Genomic DNA, 15516 nt, shown 5'->3' with positions numbered 1-15516 from the left:
ACCCAATGCCGTAGCACGCTCAGATCATCACATTTAGGTCGATCAGGTCGCTAGGTCCCGAAACACAAAAAACCTACCATTCACATGGTAGCTGCGCAAACTCTATTTTTTATGCATCCGTAACCATTTGTTTTTAGATATGTTTATCTAAGCGCCAACCTATAGGTAGACATTTATATAAAATAGTATTTTAATCTTGAATCTGCGGCGAATACGCAACCCATCCCACCCCATCCCGCCAAGGTACGAATTGGATCCGGTATGAAAAAATATAAAAACGTACAGACCTTACTCGCCCACGCGTCTATCGAGCCTGATCAACACCACGGATTCGTCAACACGCCCGTTTACCGAGGCTCTACTGTAGCCTTTCCCACATGCGAGTCGATGCGCGAAGGACGTCAAAAATACGCTTACGGACGTTGGAACAACCCTTCTACAGAGGCACTCACTGCGGCCCTTCAGCAATTGGAAGGTTCGGAAGGGACGGTTCTATGCCCTTCAGGGTTATCAGCGTGTACGACTGCGATACTTTCCGTAGTGGGGACAGGTGATCACATTTTGATTGCCGATAACGTGTATGCGCCGGTAAGGGTCTTCTGCGAGCAGGTAGGCCAGCGCTTAGGAATCGAGGTGTCGTTTTACGATCCTACGATAGGATCCGGCATTGTCGATTTCATCCAACCTAACACCAAAGCTATTTATTTAGAGTCCCCTGGCTCCTTAACATTAGAGATACAGGACATTCCGGCTATAGCGAATGTTGCCCATGACCATGACATCCTGGTTATTGCAGACAATACTTGGGGCACGCCGCTTTACTGCCCGTCGATGGAGCTTGGCGTCGACCTTTCCATCATGGCAGCAACAAAATACATTGTCGGCCACTCCGACGCAGTTCTTGGCACTGTATCCGCATCCAAGCGAGCGTGGGAAAGCCTCAAGCGATACCACTTCAATATGGGCTTATTTGCCAGCCCGGACGATGTGACCCTGGCCCTTCGAGGGATGAGAACGCTAGACGTGCGCCTAGAGCGTCACTATAAAAATGCGACGATAGTTGCCAAATGGTTGGAAAGCCGAGAGGAAGTTATCGCAGTTCATTACCCGGCATTAGAATCCCACCCACAACACGACTTATGGAAACGGGATTTCAAAGGAGCATCTGGCTTGCTGTCGTTTACGACAAAGCCTTCCACGCAGCCAGCAGCAGATGCTCTCTTGGATAATCTATCGCTGTTTGCAATCGGTTACTCATGGGGTGGTTTTGAAAGTTTGGCAATGCTGGCGAATCCTAAACCAGTCAGAAGTGTGAACCACTGGGACATCGACGGCCATCTAGTGCGACTGCATATCGGTCTTGAGGAACCGTATGACTTAATCGCCGACCTCAAAGTTGGCTTTGCACATTTTAATAGATTACGTTGCTAGTTATACCCGTTAGGCACAGCTCTTGATGGGCTGTGCTATCGGACAGCAAACCTCACCTGCTCAATAAGGAGCCATTGGTGTCACAGCGCATAATTGCCACGTTTTCATTCAAAGGGCTGAGACAAGTCGTCTTCCTCACCACGCTAGCTATGCTGTCCTTTGCAGCTAACTCGGTTCTATGCCGGCTAGCGCTTCGTCATACCGAAATTGACCCTACGTCCTTTACACTTATACGGCTGTTGAGCGGAGCCGTTATACTCTGGATAATCTTAGCAATAAAAGGAGCTCACTCCCGCGCTTCTGGCACTTGGTTAGGTGCTTTCACGTTGTTTGCCTACGCTTTCGCCTTTTCATACGCCTATTTGGGCCTGGAAACGGGAACTGGCGCGCTCCTATTATTTGGTGCTGTCCAGCTCTCTATGCTTGGATACGGCTTTTATAAAGGCGAAAGGATGCATGCAGTAGCTATTACAGGCCTCATCCTTGCTATTGGAGGCTTGGTCGCTTTGTTACTACCTGGGGCAACGTCCCCTCCGCTGGCTAGCGCTGGAATCATGCTGTTTTCTGGCGTTGCGTGGGCCATATACTCGCTAATTGGTAAACAATCGAATGATCCACTCGCGTCTACTACCTGGAATTTCCTACGAGCCGTCCCAATGATGCTTTTGGCATCAATCCCCTTTGCAAGTCAACTATCAATAGATATTTCAGGTGTCTTTTGTGCGATTGCGTCGGGAACAATTGCTTCGGGCGTTGGTTATGCTATCTGGTATGCGGCATTACGCTCGCTTTCGTCATTTCAGGCAGCAACCATACAGCTAAGCGTCCCTGTTTTGGCATCGCTCGCAGGTGTGCTCATCTTAGATGAAAGCATGACTACTCGCTTAGCGCTTACATCGCTGGCTGTGCTTGGGGGAATTGGGCTAATACTTAGCGATAAGCGCGTAATAATCCCTAGAAAATAAAGACTGTCTGAGGGCCTGTCTAGATGCGGGGTAAGCGCGGATCAAATATATCCATGTTTCGAAATTACAGAAACCACAGATATTATGAAGAGGATGTGGGCTATAAAACTAGTCACGCGATAAAAGGCGTCGAAACACCATCGCGCCTAAATCAAGCTTAATCAATGTTATCCTTCAGAACGCAGAAGTCCAGAGATAAATAAATCAAACCCAGACGACTGCTCGTAATCATCGCTCATCGCCCAAGATACAAAGCTTGCACCTTCCAAGGTATTCAATATGAATCTTGAAACCTTGATCACGTCGAGCTCGGGCTTGAGCACGCCCTGATCTTGACCATGCTTAATATTTCCTTGAAGCCAAGTAAGATGGATTTCGAAGAAATCCTTTGTCATTGCTTTAAGGCTTTCAGGTAGGGCGAGAAGCTCGGCAGCCAAAGCTCCACAAAGTGGAAGCATTCCGTTTTCGCTGCTGTGCGCGAACATCAACGTGAATGCCTTCAGCCGGTCGACGATGCCAACATTCTCATCATTGATAGCTTCCAGCTGCTTCCTAAACCGGAACAGATAGCTGTCGACGATGGCTATTGCCAAGCCTTCCTTAGTAGGAAAGTGATGGTGAATACTGGCCTTCTTAATGCCGATGTCATCCGCAAGGTCGGCATAACTGAAGGCCGCGTAGCCTTTCGTGCGCAGCAGAATCTCAGCGCTGGTCAAAAGGTCTGAACGTGTACTCATGATGCTGCATCCAAATTTATCATCCTGGCATCATAAATTAGTCACACCTCATAAGACAGCGTTCGCCTTGCGCTGCACTGAGCTATCTATCTATCGCGACGATCTTGGATGCTCCCGCTAAGCCGCATGTGCCTCCTCAAATAGCCAGTCTCGAAAGGCTTTCAATCTTGGCAGGCTCGCACACTCAACGGACGCGATGGAGCCTCTGTGGATGCAATGGATGACGGTTGCGACCAAGGGGCTGCGGCGGCCTGCTATTCCAAGGGCATCAGTATCAGCGTCAAGGCCGCTAAGCTGCGGCGCTAACATGGGCTTCTAGGTAGAAGGGGCAATCAGCGCCGATGCCCCCGAACTGCGGTAGGCGCGAAACCGAACCTGTCTCGAAAGCGCACGGCAAATTGCGACGGCGTTTGATAACCAACGCAAAGCGCTATCTGCATGACGGTCTGAGCGGACGACTGCAACAGCTGCAAGGCAAAGGTCATGCGTGCATCAATCAATAAGCGACTGAAGGTGGTGCCTTCTTCCGCCAGCCTGCGCCGTAAGGTGGCTTCACTAAGCGCAAAAGTGGAGGCAATGTCCAGAGCGCTCCAATCGTTCGCCAGGTCGCTAGTGATCAACTGCCGGACCTTGAACGCCATTGTCGGCAGACACGGCTGCTCGAACCGCACCCCCAGCACACCTGTCCAGACCAGCAATTCCTGTACACGATGTCGAGCGACCAGATTGGGTATCGTGGTGTCTTTTACCGCCTCAACGGCACGCTCAAATGACCCGGCAAAATGCTCTCCGTCGCATGTGACGGGCTGAGCGTATCGGATGACCGCAAGGTGCATGTTGGCTTCGGCGTAAGACTGAATCAACGCCCCGTCCAACACCAGCCAGTGGGCCTGATAGCTGCCGTCTTGCGCCAACCGGTTGATGATATCCAGATATAAACCGCCTGCCACAGCTATGGCCTCGCCTGGGTTTATCACGTACTCGCCGCCTGACCATCGTACGGTTTTCGAGCCCCGCTCAATGTAGATCAAGACGGGGCTCTCGATGTACAAACGCTTGAACTCCAGACTTTCTTGCTGAAGTACGATACCTGCCGAACCGACGCCGGGTCGATGGATAATGCGCAGAGACTCGTAAGCGTTCGTCGATGACATTATCGGCCGCCTTGTACCGTGAGGGTGGCCTTGGCAAGCGAATTACCTGGCACCATGAAGCCAAGCATGGCCGGAGTGGCAGTCAGCGGTAATTTGATTGTATCGACGTTCATGGCATAGACCGTGATGACGTAATGGTGGGTTTGCCCTTCGGGTGGACAGGCCCCTAGATAACCGGGCATACCGCTGTCACCGTGTACTTGCAGCGTACCGTCGGGTAGTTTGCCTCCGGCGCTCCCGGCGCCTTCCTTCAGTTCGTTTACCGTTGCAGGCACGTTTGCCAGCACCCAGTGCCACCATCCAGAACCCGTCGGAGCGTCGGGATCGTACAGGGTTACCACAAAGCTCTTGGTGTCAGGCGGGGCACCGCTCCAGGAAATTTCAGGGGAGAGGTTCTTGCCGGTGCAGCCGAACACATCGGCAAACTGGCGCTGTTGAAAATGCCCGTCCTCGACACTGCTGCTGGACACCGTGAACGATTGTGCTTGCGCGTTGGCGGCGATGAGTGAAAGGGCAAACAGGCCCGCGGCGACACGTAAAATTTTCATACCGACTCCTCTTGGGTTGGAGTGGGTAGTCTGGGGTGTCTGGTCAGACAAGACCGTTTGCCAGCGCTCGATTTTCATCGCAATCCAGTCAATATGCTTGAACCCCATGAGGCTTTAAGGGCGTCGTGAGCGTCATTATGCGGGATTCATAAACGGCTCAACCGCTTGCAAGCCTTCAACCAGCATCAAGGATGTGGTGTGGATATGCTGTTTCAACAGCTCACAGGCTTTGGTTGTTTCTCTGGCCAGCGCTGCATCAAACAGCGCTTGGTGTTCACCCCCAATGTCCCGATCCGTGGTCATGGCAATCGACATCGCGCGATAGCGAGCGGTCTGCTCGAATAACATCGCGCGAATGCGCAATAGCCAAGTATTGGGACAGGCGCTGACCAACGCCTCATGAAAAGCTGTATGGGCGGCAGCCCATTCATCCGCGTCACCCTGACCAATTCTTGAGAGACAGTGATGTGCGACGACCAGTCCTGCTTCCCATGCAAGCGTACCGTTGTCCATTGCATGCTGAAGACAGCTGGCTTCTATCTCCATGCGAGCGCGTGTGAGGTCGTTCAGGTCCGCCAGCGAAATGGCAGAAATACGAAAGCCTTTCTGGGGCTCGGCAATCACCATTCCCTCTGAAACCATTCGAGACAATGCCTCTCTAACCGCGCCCGCACTGGCGTTATAGCGTTCGGCCAAGACCTTTACGTTAACGCGGTCCCCTGGGCGCAAAACACAAGATAAAACGTCATTGCGCAAGCGCTCGTAGGTCGCTTGCGTGAGGCTTTTTGCGGGCTGAACAATCATGGAATAATAATTCCTTATAAATATATTTTGTTTCAAGAAATATATTTTAATCCTTATGATGGTTTTATTCAAATCGGCCGATTTGCTTCTGCAGCTTTGGCGTTTGCCTCTAGATGTTGCAGTTCATTTTCCCTTTATTGCTAATCGAGGTAGTCATGAAGCTTTGTCGTTTTGGCCCACGAGGCGAAGAGCGTCCGGGGGTGATAGATGCCGACGGACGCGTTCGCGATCTCTCAGCGCACGTCACCGATTTCAATGCGGCGGTGCTAGCGCCGTCGTCACTTGCACATTTGGCGACCTTGAATATAGCCAGTTTGCCATTGGTCGAAAGGGGGGTTCGTTATGGTGTACCTGTAGCTCACGTGCGCAAATTTATCGCCATCGGGCTCAATTATCGCGACCACGCAGAAGAGGCGCACATGGCGATCCCAAGCGAGCCGATCATTTTTCATAAAGCCATCAGTTGCCTGAACGGCCCCGATGACGACATCCAGCAGCCACGCGATTCCACCCAGTTGGATTGGGAGCTGGAGCTGGGCGTAGTGATCGGCAGTGAAGCCCGCTACGTGGACGAAGCCGATGCCTTGAACTACGTTGCGGGCTACTGCGTCGTAAACGATGTGTCGGAGCGGGCATTCCAAATGCAAAGTTCACAGTGGGACAAAGGCAAAGGGTGTGACACATTCGGTCCTATCGGGCCCTGGCTGGTGACCCGGGATGAGGTCCCCGACCCGCAAAACCTGAACATGTGGCTGGAGGTCAATGGTGAGCGCCGCCAGACCGGGAATTCGAAAACCATGATTTTCTCTGTTGCTCAAATCGTGGCGTATTGCAGCCGCTACATGACGTTGCAGCCGGGCGATGTAATCTGTACGGGCACGCCACCGGGTGTGGGGATGGGCATGAAGCCGCTGCCACAGTGGTTGTCACCGGGTGATGAGATCCACCTGTGGATCGACGGGCTCGGCGAGCAGCGGCAAAGGGTTGTCTCAGTCCTTTGAATAGAGGGTAAACCGCGCCTGATAGGACAGGCGCTTTTTGACCGACGTCGGTTCAGATCGCCGTAGTGAGATACCCTCCATCAACCGGCAAAATTATGCCATTCACAAACGACGCCGCATCCGACGCCAAAAACGCAATCACCTTCGCGACCTCTTCAGCGCTGCCGAAGCGCTTCATGGGCGTGCGAGACAGCAAACGGTCGATCCTGGGCTGATCATCGATTTTCGCCAGCAGTGGCGTGGTGATCCACCCCGGGGCCACGGCGTTGACGCGAATGTTGTCCGGGGCGTAGGCCTCCGCCAGGGACTTTGTGATCTGCACAACCGCCCCCTTCGCGGCTGAATAGGCCACAAGCTTCCCTCCGCCGAAGTAAGAAAACATCGACGCTATGTTGATGATCGATCCGCCTTGCCTGGCCAGTAAGGGATGCGCCAGGTTGATCAGGCGGTAGACGGCGTTGAGTTGCACCGACAACACTTGGTTGAAGGCTTCCCACTCCATCTCCATTTCGCCCAGGGTACCACCCGCAGCCGGTACCAGAATATCCAGGCGGTCCAGGCTTTGGATCACGCCTTTGAGTGCGTCATCGTCGGTGACGTTAACCTCGCGAAGATCGAGCTCCACCCCCTCGGCGACGACTGTCGCGTCGGCGCCCAAGCCGATTGCCACTACCTTGGCGCCATGTCGGGCCAGAAACTCGGCGGTCGCCTGGCCAATCCCGGACGTCCCGCCGCTGACGAGCGCGACCTTGCCTTCAAACAGAGTGCTGCTGAACATAGTCATCGTTACCTCATGGAGTCAGTTAAACGCTTTATTCAAGGCACGGGCTTACAGACCCAGTACCGAACCCACATCCAGCACCACTTGCAGGCCGACCACAAACCCGTTGTTGCTCAACTGCGTTGCGCCCGGGTTGTAGAAATTGTCCGGATTGATGATGTACTGGATGCTCGGCTCGATCGCCAGGTTGTGGGTCAAGGCAAAATGGCCGTTGGCTTCCATGGCGTAGACATTGCGCTCGCCCAGTTCAGGGTCACCACCGGCGGCCGTGCGCAGGCGTTGCTGGAACTGCAACTGATGAGCGTTGACTTGCAGGTAACTGGCTTTGAGATTGAGCTTGTCCTGCGCCCGATCAAAGGGCGCAAGGTAGGTCAGCCCGGCTTCGGCGAAATGGCTGAAGGGTTGTTTGTCGTCGGCCGCCGCCGACAGCGAGCCGAATACCTGCACGCCTTGCTGGCCGCCGCGCCATAGCGTCTGGCGAAACTTGAAGAAGCCGCCGGCAGTGCCGTGGTCGCTGGCACCCGTCAACGGGTCGACCTGGTTGGACGAGTTGAAGTACGCATTCAGTTCGTATTGGGTGGTGTCATCGCCAGGCTTGCTGCCAATGCCCAGCAGAAAGCTGGTTCCACTCGCGTCGTCGGTGCTGAAATCCAGGCCTTTGCGTTTTTTTAGGTAATCCACCGGGTTGGATTCGAACGCACCTGCGTGCACGTAAAAACGGGGGGTCACTTGATACTTCAGGTAGCCCCCCCAGGCGCCGAAAGGCGGCGGCAACATGCCGCTTGACGCGTCCAGGATCGGGTCGGTGCAGGTGACTCCCGTTTCGCAGTTATAGATATAGAAGTACCGTCGCCCATTGGTCCGCCCGACGTGCAGGTCGAGCTGACCATCGAGCCATTTTTGCTCGTAGGTCAACACGCTCAACTGATTGCTGGCGATGTCGTTGTGCAAGGGCGCACCGCCAAAATAGCTGCCGACGGCACCTTGCCATTTGCCCGCCGTTGGCTGGCCGGTCCCGTTATCGAGGATAAAGACGGTTTGTTCGAAATGCAGGGCTGCGCCGTCCAGGCCACTGAGCGTGGCGAGGTTAACGTCTGCGCCAATGTACAGGTCACCGCTGTTGCCGAAGCTGTAGGGGCGCGGGCCGGTGTCGAGGTTTTTCATCGACAGACTTGTGAATTGCACATGGGGTTGGATGCCATAGTTGGCCAATTGCCCGCCAAGGCTGGCCAGTGGGCCTTCACGCTCCTGTGCCCAGGCTTGGGGGTAGGCAAACACGAGGTACAAAAACGCGCACAAACGAAGGGTAGGGTGCATGGTCGGGGACTCATTTTATTGTTGTTGTGATGAGTAAATGGAGCGGCGTGGTGATGCGGATCACACACGCTATGTGCAGGCTTGCATTGATCGGCGTTGCAGCACGCCAGGCGCGGTCTCCTTGAGCAGCAGGGAAAGCCCCGCTGCCAGCAAGGCCCCGCCGCAGGAAATCCACATCACGATCGACAACCCGAACTGATCGGCGGCGAACCCGGCGACGGTCGGCGCCACGAACCCTCCCACCAGTTCGCCAACGCCCATGATCATGCCCAGCGCAGTAGCCATGACTTCACGCGGGACGGTTTCAGCCGGAATGGTGGACATGAACAACGTGAAGCATCCAAGCCCGGTGAAGGTGAGCACCATCAGCACGCCGAGGACCATTGGCGAGGGCGCGTACAGCAACGCCAGCGGACAGCAGGCGGCAATCAGCGAGAAAAGCACCAGCGTCGGGCGGCGGCCGATTCGGTCGGAAATGCTGGGCACCACAAATCCCCATACGACCCAGGCCGCGCCCAGGCAACTCATGATCGCGCCCATGCTCGGTGCGCTGTACTCGCGCACACTGACCAGAAATGTGGGAGTAAAAGAGATCAGGATGACGAACCAGGTTAAAAACACGCAACTAATCAACGTGCACAGCACGATGTTGCGGCTTTTAAGCAACGCCAGACGGTGCACGGAGGATTTGGCATTGTTCACTGGAACCGGCCGTGGTTCATCCTGGCGCACATAGCGCCAGATGAGCCAGGCAATCAGCAGCCCCGGCAGCAACGAAACAACGAACGCATGCCGCCAGCCATAGGCTTGTGCCAGGGCAATCAACACCGGAGGGCCGATCACCGCGCCCAACAGACCCGCTGCCGAACCTTGCAGCAAGCCCATGTTCAGGCCTCGCCGATGCGGCGATGACGCCTCGACCATCATTGATTGGGATAGTGGCAGGATCGGCCCCTCGGCCAACCCCATGATCCCGCGAAACAGCAACAGGCTGAGAAATCCTGAGACCAGCCCCGAGAGGGCGGAGCACAGGGAAAACAGGATGACCGCCGCAATCAGCAGCGGCTTGCGCACCCCCGGCGATCGGACCACGCGCCGACCAGCGTACCGGAGATCGCCCAGGCCAAGGCCAGCACTGAGGACAACATGCCGAGGTGGCTGTTATTCAGATGCAGTTCCTCAGCCATGAACGGAAACAGGAACGACAGCGCCAGACGGTCGAAAAATACAAAACCAAACGTCAGGAACAACACGCAGAGCAAAACATTTTCATAACTGGCTTTATTATTGTTGTGAGCCATGACGGTTCTCCGTAGCACGGGGTTTAACGGAACAGACGGTCCACTGTGTCAGCGCCCAGGCCGACCTTTTCGTAGTGTTCGCGGCACAGGGCAATGTAGGAGTGCACGTCGAAGTAACCGGTGGACTCGCCTTGATCGTCGAGCCAGATCAGCGGCCCCTTGACGATGAAGAACACGCGCATGGGTTCCTCGTGCTCGTAGGCCACCAGGGTGTGACCCTCGCCAGGCGTTTCGTAGACGAAGTCGCCGGCCGTGGCGGTCCAGTCATGCTCCAGGTAACCCCACTTGCCGGACAGCGTGTAGGCGAATACTTCGTGCGGGTGGTAGTGGCGATTGACCAGGCCGGCCTTGCTCGACATCAAAATGTCGCACCAGCGGTTTTCGCTCGGGGAGATCCACAAGGGGCGTGAAGAGACGGTCTCGGTAAAGGGTACGTAGAGCCGCAAGTCATCACTGGCGGCATTCGGCAGGTAAACCTCAGGCTTGGCGTCGGGCTTGAAGCAGTTCGCGATGGGCTGCAGGTCTTTCCAAAATTCGTTGCGGGCTAATTCGGGCATGTTGGGCCTCTGATTGTTGGAATACAGTGGCCACTCTAGGGAGAACGGGGCGCTACGGTTTGATCGAAACTGACATCATTGTTGTCTGAATCGGACGGATATTTTCAGTTCATCGGTTGCCGTGGTTTTGTGTCGGCTACCGATTGACAGCGTGCCTGTACGGGCGGTTAATGGATCGCTGCAGGCCCCGTAATCCGCCTTGTGTGGGACCAGGCAGTCAATAAGAACGAGAATAAAAAATGACCCGATCCGCCGCCTTGCTTGATACCCAGCGTGCCAGTACCGATGACCTTCCGATGGATCAGCGCGTGGCATTCTGGGAGCAGTACAACGCATCGACGCTGGTCGGCCTGAAGTGCTCTTCCTTCAGCGAAACCGGGTTCAGCGCGCGGGAGGGCAACCTGAGCCTGGACCGGCTGCGGGTCGCTCATATTGCCGGTACTCAACACGTCATCGAGCGTGATGGTTCAATGATTCGCACCGTGCCCAAAGAGTCGGTGTTCGTATCGCTGGTGATGGGCAGTGCGTCGTTTTTCTTTCAGAACGGCAACTGCCATCAGCTGGAACCAGGCGAGATGATGGTATATCGCACCGACAAGCCCTACTTGTTTGGCTTCTCCGGCTCGATGCACAAGTTTATCTTCGACATTCCCCAGGACGTGTTCGCCTCCCACTGTCTGCGCCGTTTTGAAAACGCTGTGAAGATCAGCGCGCATACCGGCACCCAGCGGTTATTGTTGCGCACGTTGAGTGAACGTACTGGCGGCTTTTTCGAGCGGCCAATCAGCGAAGGAGCGGATAGTTATCAAGAGGATGCCCTGGAGCTGTTGGGCACTATTATCGCGAGCCAGTTGGGCAACCGTCGAATCAACGCACTCAGTGCGTCCTACCTGTTGGCAGCCAAGCAATGCATCCTTGAGCAACTGTCCGATCCTGCATTGAGTTGTGAGCGGGTGGCTCTTCAAACCGGCGTCTCCACACGACACCTGGCCAGGCTATTTGCCCTGGAAGACACACAACCCCATCGATTTATTCTGGAAAAGCGCTTGCAGGGAGCGTTCCGTCTGTTGAGCCAGGCGGACGGTCGCGGATTGAATATTGCCGAGGTTGCCTACCGCCAAGGTTTTACCAGCCAGGCGCATTTCGCCAGGGCATTCAAGGCATGCTATGGGCGCACGCCCAGCGACGTGCGCGCTTCGGCGCTGGGCATGTAGCGCCACGCCGCGTTCTTCACTCTCGACTGCGCTGGACGAGCCCGGGGCGTGATCGACCCTCTGGGCGGCATCAACATCTTGTGGACGCTGTTTTGCATCAGGGCTGCGCACTGTCAACCGCGGTGTGACTGATTTATGATGGCAGATTGATAAAATTTGGATGAAGCATCATGAGTACACGTTCCGACCTTCTGAGCAGCGCTGAAATCCTGTTGCGTACCAAGGGCTATGCAGCCTTCAGCTACGCCGACCTGGCCGCTGAGATAGGTATCAAGAAGGCGAGTATTCATCACCACTTCCCGACCAAGGAAGGCTTGGCGATCGCTATCGTCGAGAGCTACCTGTTCAGGTTCAAAAAAAACCTGGAACAAGTGAATGAAGACAACGCCGATGTCGTCGATCGCCTCAAGGCATTTGTGCTGATGTTCGCACGGAGCAGCGAGAACGGCTTGTTACCGCTGTGCGGCGCGCTGGCTGCCGAATTGATGGCGCTGCCTGAAAGCCTCCAGGAATTGACCCGGCACTTTTTCGAAATTCATCTGGAGTGGCTTCAGGCCAATATCGCTCTTGGTCAGGCGAACGGGGAGCTCAAGGCGCAGTTGGACGTAAAGAAAACCGCCAGAATGATCCTGAATACCTTGGAAGGCGGTAGTTTTGTGGCGTGGGCGATGAGTGATCAGTACGAGCAAGCGTCCGGATTTGACTTCATTCTGGAGGCAATGTGTGCAGCGCCCAAGCCTCATTGAAAACTTAATTCATTGAAAAGCCTCGATTATTCGAGGCTTTTTTTTGTTTGAAAATCAGCTCTGGGAAAGGTTTAAATAAACTGCTTGATAGTAAACCAACTAGTTGGTAGGCTTGTTTCATTCCGAGGCGAATGCCCGGTCCATCCGAAGAGGAATGTACACATGAGCACTAACTTGAACGGTATCGATGTTGCCGCACTCCAGCAGTTTGCCCAAGGCGTTGCCGAAGATGCGACCAAGCGCCATGCAAGCTTCAACGTCAAAACTCAATGGAAGGGTCAGACCCGTTCCGTAGCGAAGGTCAATCGCTACAGCCTGGCCGGTGAAACCTATTCGCGTGATTTTGAAATTGCTGCAGACGAGCCAAACGAACTGTTGGGTCAGAACTCCGCGCCCAACCCGCAGGAACTGCTGATGGCCGCGCTCAATGCGTGCATGTCGGTCGGTTACGCCGCCAACGCGGCGATGATGGGCATCAAGATTCACAGTCTGGAAATTGAAACTGACGGCACCCTCGACCTACGTGGCTTCCTTGGCATCGACGAAAGCGTCAACCCAGGTTACGACGAGGTCAGCGTCGTGATTCGCTTGCACACCGACGCCTCCCGTGAGCGTGTTGAAGAGCTGCATAACGTGGTGCTGAAGACGTCGGTGAACTACGCCAACTTCTCGAAAGCCATCCGTATGGTGCCGACTCTGGAAGTGCGTGAAGGCTGATTCGCCCGCTTCAAAAAAATGAGACACCTTGCGTGCACCAGCAGGCGATTGATTGCCCTGGTGCAACACTTACGAAATTTTGAAATCCGGAGTCTGTCATGAGCGATTATTTTAAAGGCAAAAAACTGTTGGTCGTTGGCGGCACCAGCGGCATGGGCCTGGAAACGGCACGCATGGTGCTGAAGGCTGGTGGCAGTGTTGTTCTCACCGGCAGCAAGCAAGACAAGGCCGATGCGGTGCGTAAAGAACTGAGCCCGCTGGGCAATGTCTCTGTCATCGTGGCCAACTTGATGACTGAAGAGGGTATGCACACCGTTCTCCAGGACATCAACGCCAACCACAGCGACATCAGCCTGATGGTCAACTCTGCCGGGATCTTCATTCCCAAGCCGTTCACCGAGCATGATGCGGCCGAGTACGACATGTACATGTCCCTCAACCGTGCGACGTTTTTTATCACTCAGGCGGTCGTCAAGAACATGCTCGTCGCAAAACGTGAAGGTTCGATTGTCAATGTCGGCTCCATTGGTGCTCAGGCCGCGCTGGCGGGCTCGCCAGCCTCGGCCTACTCCATGGCCAAAGCTGGTTTGCATGCGCTGACACGCAACTTGGCGATTGAATTGGCGCATTCGGGTATTCGCGTCAATGCGGTTTCCCCAGGCATCGTGCATACCTCGATTTACGAGGGCTTCATGGACAAGGATGCGATCCCGGAAGCGATGAAGTCGCTAAACGCCTTCCATCCGCTGGGACGCGTGGGCGTGCCGGAAGATGTGGCCAACACGATCCTGTTCCTGTTGTCGGATAAAACCTCATGGGTGACCGGCGCAATCTGGGACGTGGACGCCGGTGTCATGGCCGTGCGCGCCTGAATCCCAGGTAGCAGACCATCAATGGCTGAACGCTGGCCGCAGGAGGCTCGAATGTCTATCACGACAAAGGCCGCGCTGTTGCATGCCGCGGAAACACACATGCGCTCCAAAGGCTATTCAGCGTTCAGCTATGCTGATCTTGCGGCACAGATCGGCATCCGCAAAGCCAGTATCCACCATCACTTTCCCACCAAGGAGAGTCTGGGGGCTAAGCTGATCGAGGATTACGTACAGCGCTTCGAAGAGACGCTGAAAGCGATTGAAGCGATGCATGCCGATCCGTTGCTGCGGCTGCGTGGTTTTTCTCGACTTTTCGTGATCAGCGCCAATGACGGGCTGCTGCCGTTATGCGGTGCCTTGGCTGCAGAAATGGCGGCATTGCCGCTGTCGCTGCAAGCGCTCACTCGGCGTTTCTTCGAGTCCCAACTCCATTGGCTGCAGAGCACCCTCTGTGACGCAGTCGAGAAGCACCGCTGGGTGTTGGATAAACCCGTTGACGTCTACGCGTTCATGCTGCTGGGCGCGCTGGAGGGCGCAAGCCTGATCAACTGGGCATTGGGCCGATCAAACGACTCTTTGTCGGGTTTCAATCATTTACTTGAAACGCTGGCAACGCGGTCTTCACTTATTTGTGCAGGATGAGTTATGCAAACCCCTTCGAAAAAGTACGTCGTCGATATCTGGTCTGATTTCGTCTGTCCTTGGTGCTGGATTGCCAAGCGTCGTTTTGAAAAAGCGCTTGAACAGCTTTCCGGCAAGGACAGTGTTCAAGTCAACGTCAGAGCTTATCGTCTAGCCGCCAATCATGCGCCGGAACCTATGGTCGCGGCGCTCAAGCGCAAGCTCGGCAATCCCCATTCTGCCGATGCGATGATGGATACCGTGACTAAATACGGACGCTCTGACGGGCTGGATTATCGCTTCAGCACGATGTTGTTTGGCGATACGGCCGACGCCCATGTTCTGGTCAAGGCGGTCGCCGACCCTGTGGCGAAAAAACGTCTCGTAGAGATGCTCTACGAACAGAGCACCACCCACGGCAAGTCGCTGTTTGACCGCAGTAGCTTGACCGCTATGGCCAAAGCCGCCGGCGTATCGAATGAGTCAATCGAACTGGCGTGGTCATCCGAGGAGCTACGTGTAGAGATGGAGGAGGATGAGCATTTCGCCGCCCGGCTGGGCTCCGGCGTACCGCTGTTCGTCTTCGACAATGCGTTCTCCGTGTCAGGTGCCCAGCCTGTGACGGCGTTTCTCGAGGCGCTGAACAAAATGCAGGAAAATGCGCAGATCGAAGGTGATGCGTTCATTGGCCAGGTCTGTGGCATCGATGGCTGTAAAATTTGATTGGCAATGCTCGCGCGGCCTCGCGAG

Annotated in this window: 16 protein-coding genes and 1 pseudogene; 9 read left to right on the top strand and 8 right to left on the bottom strand. The window is 55.0% G+C overall.

All coding sequences use genetic code 11. From position 1 onward, the window contains the following. The first annotated feature begins 261 nt into the window (after positions 1-261). Together metC and C4J87_RS16330 are read left to right on the top strand one after the other, a co-directional pair. The gene (gene metC / locus C4J87_RS16335) at positions 262-1431 is read left to right on the top strand and encodes a cystathionine beta-lyase (RefSeq protein WP_124367634.1); all 1170 of its coding nucleotides are present in this window, start codon (positions 262-264) and stop codon (positions 1429-1431) included. Between the two features lie 254 nt (positions 1432-1685). Then, positions 1686-2396: a DMT family transporter gene (locus C4J87_RS16330; protein WP_177412814.1), complete on the top strand. Its 711-nt coding sequence runs from the start codon at positions 1686-1688 to the stop codon at positions 2394-2396. A gap of 167 nt (positions 2397-2563) precedes the next feature. Here C4J87_RS16330 and C4J87_RS16325 read toward each other — a convergent pair whose 3' ends face one another. From C4J87_RS16325 to C4J87_RS16310, 4 genes are all read right to left on the bottom strand, one after another. Further along, a complete protein-coding gene (locus C4J87_RS16325) occupies positions 2564-3133 on the bottom strand; it encodes a TetR/AcrR family transcriptional regulator (RefSeq protein ID WP_124367632.1) in 570 nt (189 codons plus the stop codon). A gap of 332 nt (positions 3134-3465) precedes the next feature. Then, a complete protein-coding gene (locus C4J87_RS16320; RefSeq protein WP_164487666.1) occupies positions 3466-4287 on the bottom strand; it encodes an AraC family transcriptional regulator in 822 nt (273 codons plus the stop codon). Continuing rightward, positions 4287-4835 (bottom strand): YbhB/YbcL family Raf kinase inhibitor-like protein, encoded by a 549-nt coding sequence (locus C4J87_RS16315; protein ID WP_124367631.1) that lies wholly within the window; start codon positions 4833-4835, stop codon positions 4287-4289. The genes C4J87_RS16320 and C4J87_RS16315 overlap by 1 nt, the downstream gene beginning before the upstream one ends. Positions 4836-4970: 135 nt before the next feature. After that, the gene (locus tag C4J87_RS16310; RefSeq protein ID WP_124367630.1) at positions 4971-5639 is read right to left on the bottom strand and encodes a GntR family transcriptional regulator; all 669 of its coding nucleotides are present in this window, start codon (positions 5637-5639) and stop codon (positions 4971-4973) included. Positions 5640-5794: 155 nt separating this feature from the next. On the opposite strand from C4J87_RS16310, the gene C4J87_RS16305 reads away from it, so the two are divergent. Beyond that, positions 5795-6640, top strand: a complete 846-nt coding sequence (locus C4J87_RS16305) for a fumarylacetoacetate hydrolase family protein (RefSeq protein ID WP_124368994.1) — start codon at positions 5795-5797, stop codon at positions 6638-6640. A 52-nt stretch (positions 6641-6692) separates the two neighbouring features. On the opposite strand, the gene C4J87_RS16300 is transcribed toward C4J87_RS16305, so the two are convergent. The 4 genes and pseudogenes from C4J87_RS16300 to C4J87_RS16285 form a co-directional block, all read right to left on the bottom strand. Continuing rightward, positions 6693-7424 (bottom strand): SDR family NAD(P)-dependent oxidoreductase, encoded by a 732-nt coding sequence (locus tag C4J87_RS16300; RefSeq protein ID WP_124367629.1) that lies wholly within the window; start codon positions 7422-7424, stop codon positions 6693-6695. Between the two features lie 45 nt (positions 7425-7469). Then, positions 7470-8738, bottom strand: coding sequence for a carbohydrate porin (locus C4J87_RS16295; protein ID WP_124367628.1), 1269 nt, complete (start codon positions 8736-8738; stop codon positions 7470-7472). Positions 8739-8807: 69 nt separating this feature from the next. Then, a pseudogene (locus C4J87_RS16290) lies at positions 8808-10039 on the bottom strand (MFS transporter). A gap of 23 nt (positions 10040-10062) precedes the next feature. Continuing rightward, positions 10063-10596, bottom strand: coding sequence for a 2,4'-dihydroxyacetophenone dioxygenase family protein (locus C4J87_RS16285; protein WP_124367627.1), 534 nt, complete (start codon positions 10594-10596; stop codon positions 10063-10065). Positions 10597-10835: 239 nt separating this feature from the next. On the opposite strand from C4J87_RS16285, the gene C4J87_RS16280 reads away from it, so the two are divergent. From C4J87_RS16280 to C4J87_RS16255, 6 genes are all read left to right on the top strand, one after another. Then, positions 10836-11810: a helix-turn-helix domain-containing protein gene (locus tag C4J87_RS16280; RefSeq protein ID WP_124367626.1), complete on the top strand. Its 975-nt coding sequence runs from the start codon at positions 10836-10838 to the stop codon at positions 11808-11810. A 170-nt stretch (positions 11811-11980) separates the two neighbouring features. After that, on the top strand, positions 11981-12556 hold the full coding sequence (locus tag C4J87_RS16275) for a TetR/AcrR family transcriptional regulator (RefSeq protein WP_124367625.1): 576 nt from the start codon (positions 11981-11983) through the stop codon (positions 12554-12556). 162 nt (positions 12557-12718) lie between these two features. Next, positions 12719-13273, top strand: a complete 555-nt coding sequence (locus C4J87_RS16270; protein ID WP_124367624.1) for an OsmC family protein — start codon at positions 12719-12721, stop codon at positions 13271-13273. A gap of 98 nt (positions 13274-13371) precedes the next feature. Further along, complete coding sequence (locus tag C4J87_RS16265) at positions 13372-14145, top strand: SDR family NAD(P)-dependent oxidoreductase (protein ID WP_124367623.1); 774 nt, start codon at positions 13372-13374, stop codon at positions 14143-14145. A gap of 51 nt (positions 14146-14196) precedes the next feature. Then, on the top strand, positions 14197-14787 hold the full coding sequence (locus C4J87_RS16260; RefSeq protein ID WP_124367622.1) for a TetR/AcrR family transcriptional regulator: 591 nt from the start codon (positions 14197-14199) through the stop codon (positions 14785-14787). A 3-nt stretch (positions 14788-14790) separates the two neighbouring features. Further along, positions 14791-15489, top strand: coding sequence for a DsbA family oxidoreductase (locus tag C4J87_RS16255; protein WP_124367621.1), 699 nt, complete (start codon positions 14791-14793; stop codon positions 15487-15489). The last annotated feature ends 27 nt before the right edge of the window (positions 15490-15516 follow it).

The organism is Pseudomonas sp. R1-43-08, from assembly GCF_003852255.1.
In the GTDB taxonomy this organism is placed as follows: domain Bacteria; phylum Pseudomonadota; class Gammaproteobacteria; order Pseudomonadales; family Pseudomonadaceae; genus Aquipseudomonas.
The sequence above is the reverse complement of the archived record's forward strand: the minus strand, read 5'-3'. Positions and strand labels throughout refer to the sequence as shown.

What these genes read in the sequence shown, in the direction of transcription:
- metC (WP_124367634.1), top strand. Translation starts at nt 262, where the DNA reads ATGAAAAAATATAAAAACGTACAGACCTTACTCGCCCACGCGTCTATC.
- C4J87_RS16275 (WP_124367625.1), top strand. Translation starts at nt 11,981, where the DNA reads ATGAGTACACGTTCCGACCTTCTGAGCAGCGCTGAAATCCTGTTGCGT.
- C4J87_RS16305 (WP_124368994.1), top strand. Translation starts at nt 5,795, where the DNA reads ATGAAGCTTTGTCGTTTTGGCCCACGAGGCGAAGAGCGTCCGGGGGTG.
- C4J87_RS16295 (WP_124367628.1), bottom strand. Translation starts at nt 8,738, where the DNA reads ATGCACCCTACCCTTCGTTTGTGCGCGTTTTTGTACCTCGTGTTTGCC.
- C4J87_RS16270 (WP_124367624.1), top strand. Translation starts at nt 12,719, where the DNA reads ATGAGCACTAACTTGAACGGTATCGATGTTGCCGCACTCCAGCAGTTT.
- C4J87_RS16260 (WP_124367622.1), top strand. Translation starts at nt 14,197, where the DNA reads ATGTCTATCACGACAAAGGCCGCGCTGTTGCATGCCGCGGAAACACAC.
- C4J87_RS16300 (WP_124367629.1), bottom strand. Translation starts at nt 7,424, where the DNA reads ATGACTATGTTCAGCAGCACTCTGTTTGAAGGCAAGGTCGCGCTCGTC.
- C4J87_RS16265 (WP_124367623.1), top strand. Translation starts at nt 13,372, where the DNA reads ATGAGCGATTATTTTAAAGGCAAAAAACTGTTGGTCGTTGGCGGCACC.
- C4J87_RS16320 (WP_164487666.1), bottom strand. Translation starts at nt 4,287, where the DNA reads ATGTCATCGACGAACGCTTACGAGTCTCTGCGCATTATCCATCGACCC.
- C4J87_RS16285 (WP_124367627.1), bottom strand. Translation starts at nt 10,596, where the DNA reads ATGCCCGAATTAGCCCGCAACGAATTTTGGAAAGACCTGCAGCCCATC.
- C4J87_RS16325 (WP_124367632.1), bottom strand. Translation starts at nt 3,133, where the DNA reads ATGAGTACACGTTCAGACCTTTTGACCAGCGCTGAGATTCTGCTGCGC.
- C4J87_RS16280 (WP_124367626.1), top strand. Translation starts at nt 10,836, where the DNA reads ATGACCCGATCCGCCGCCTTGCTTGATACCCAGCGTGCCAGTACCGAT.
- C4J87_RS16315 (WP_124367631.1), bottom strand. Translation starts at nt 4,835, where the DNA reads ATGAAAATTTTACGTGTCGCCGCGGGCCTGTTTGCCCTTTCACTCATC.
- C4J87_RS16310 (WP_124367630.1), bottom strand. Translation starts at nt 5,639, where the DNA reads ATGATTGTTCAGCCCGCAAAAAGCCTCACGCAAGCGACCTACGAGCGC.
- C4J87_RS16255 (WP_124367621.1), top strand. Translation starts at nt 14,791, where the DNA reads ATGCAAACCCCTTCGAAAAAGTACGTCGTCGATATCTGGTCTGATTTC.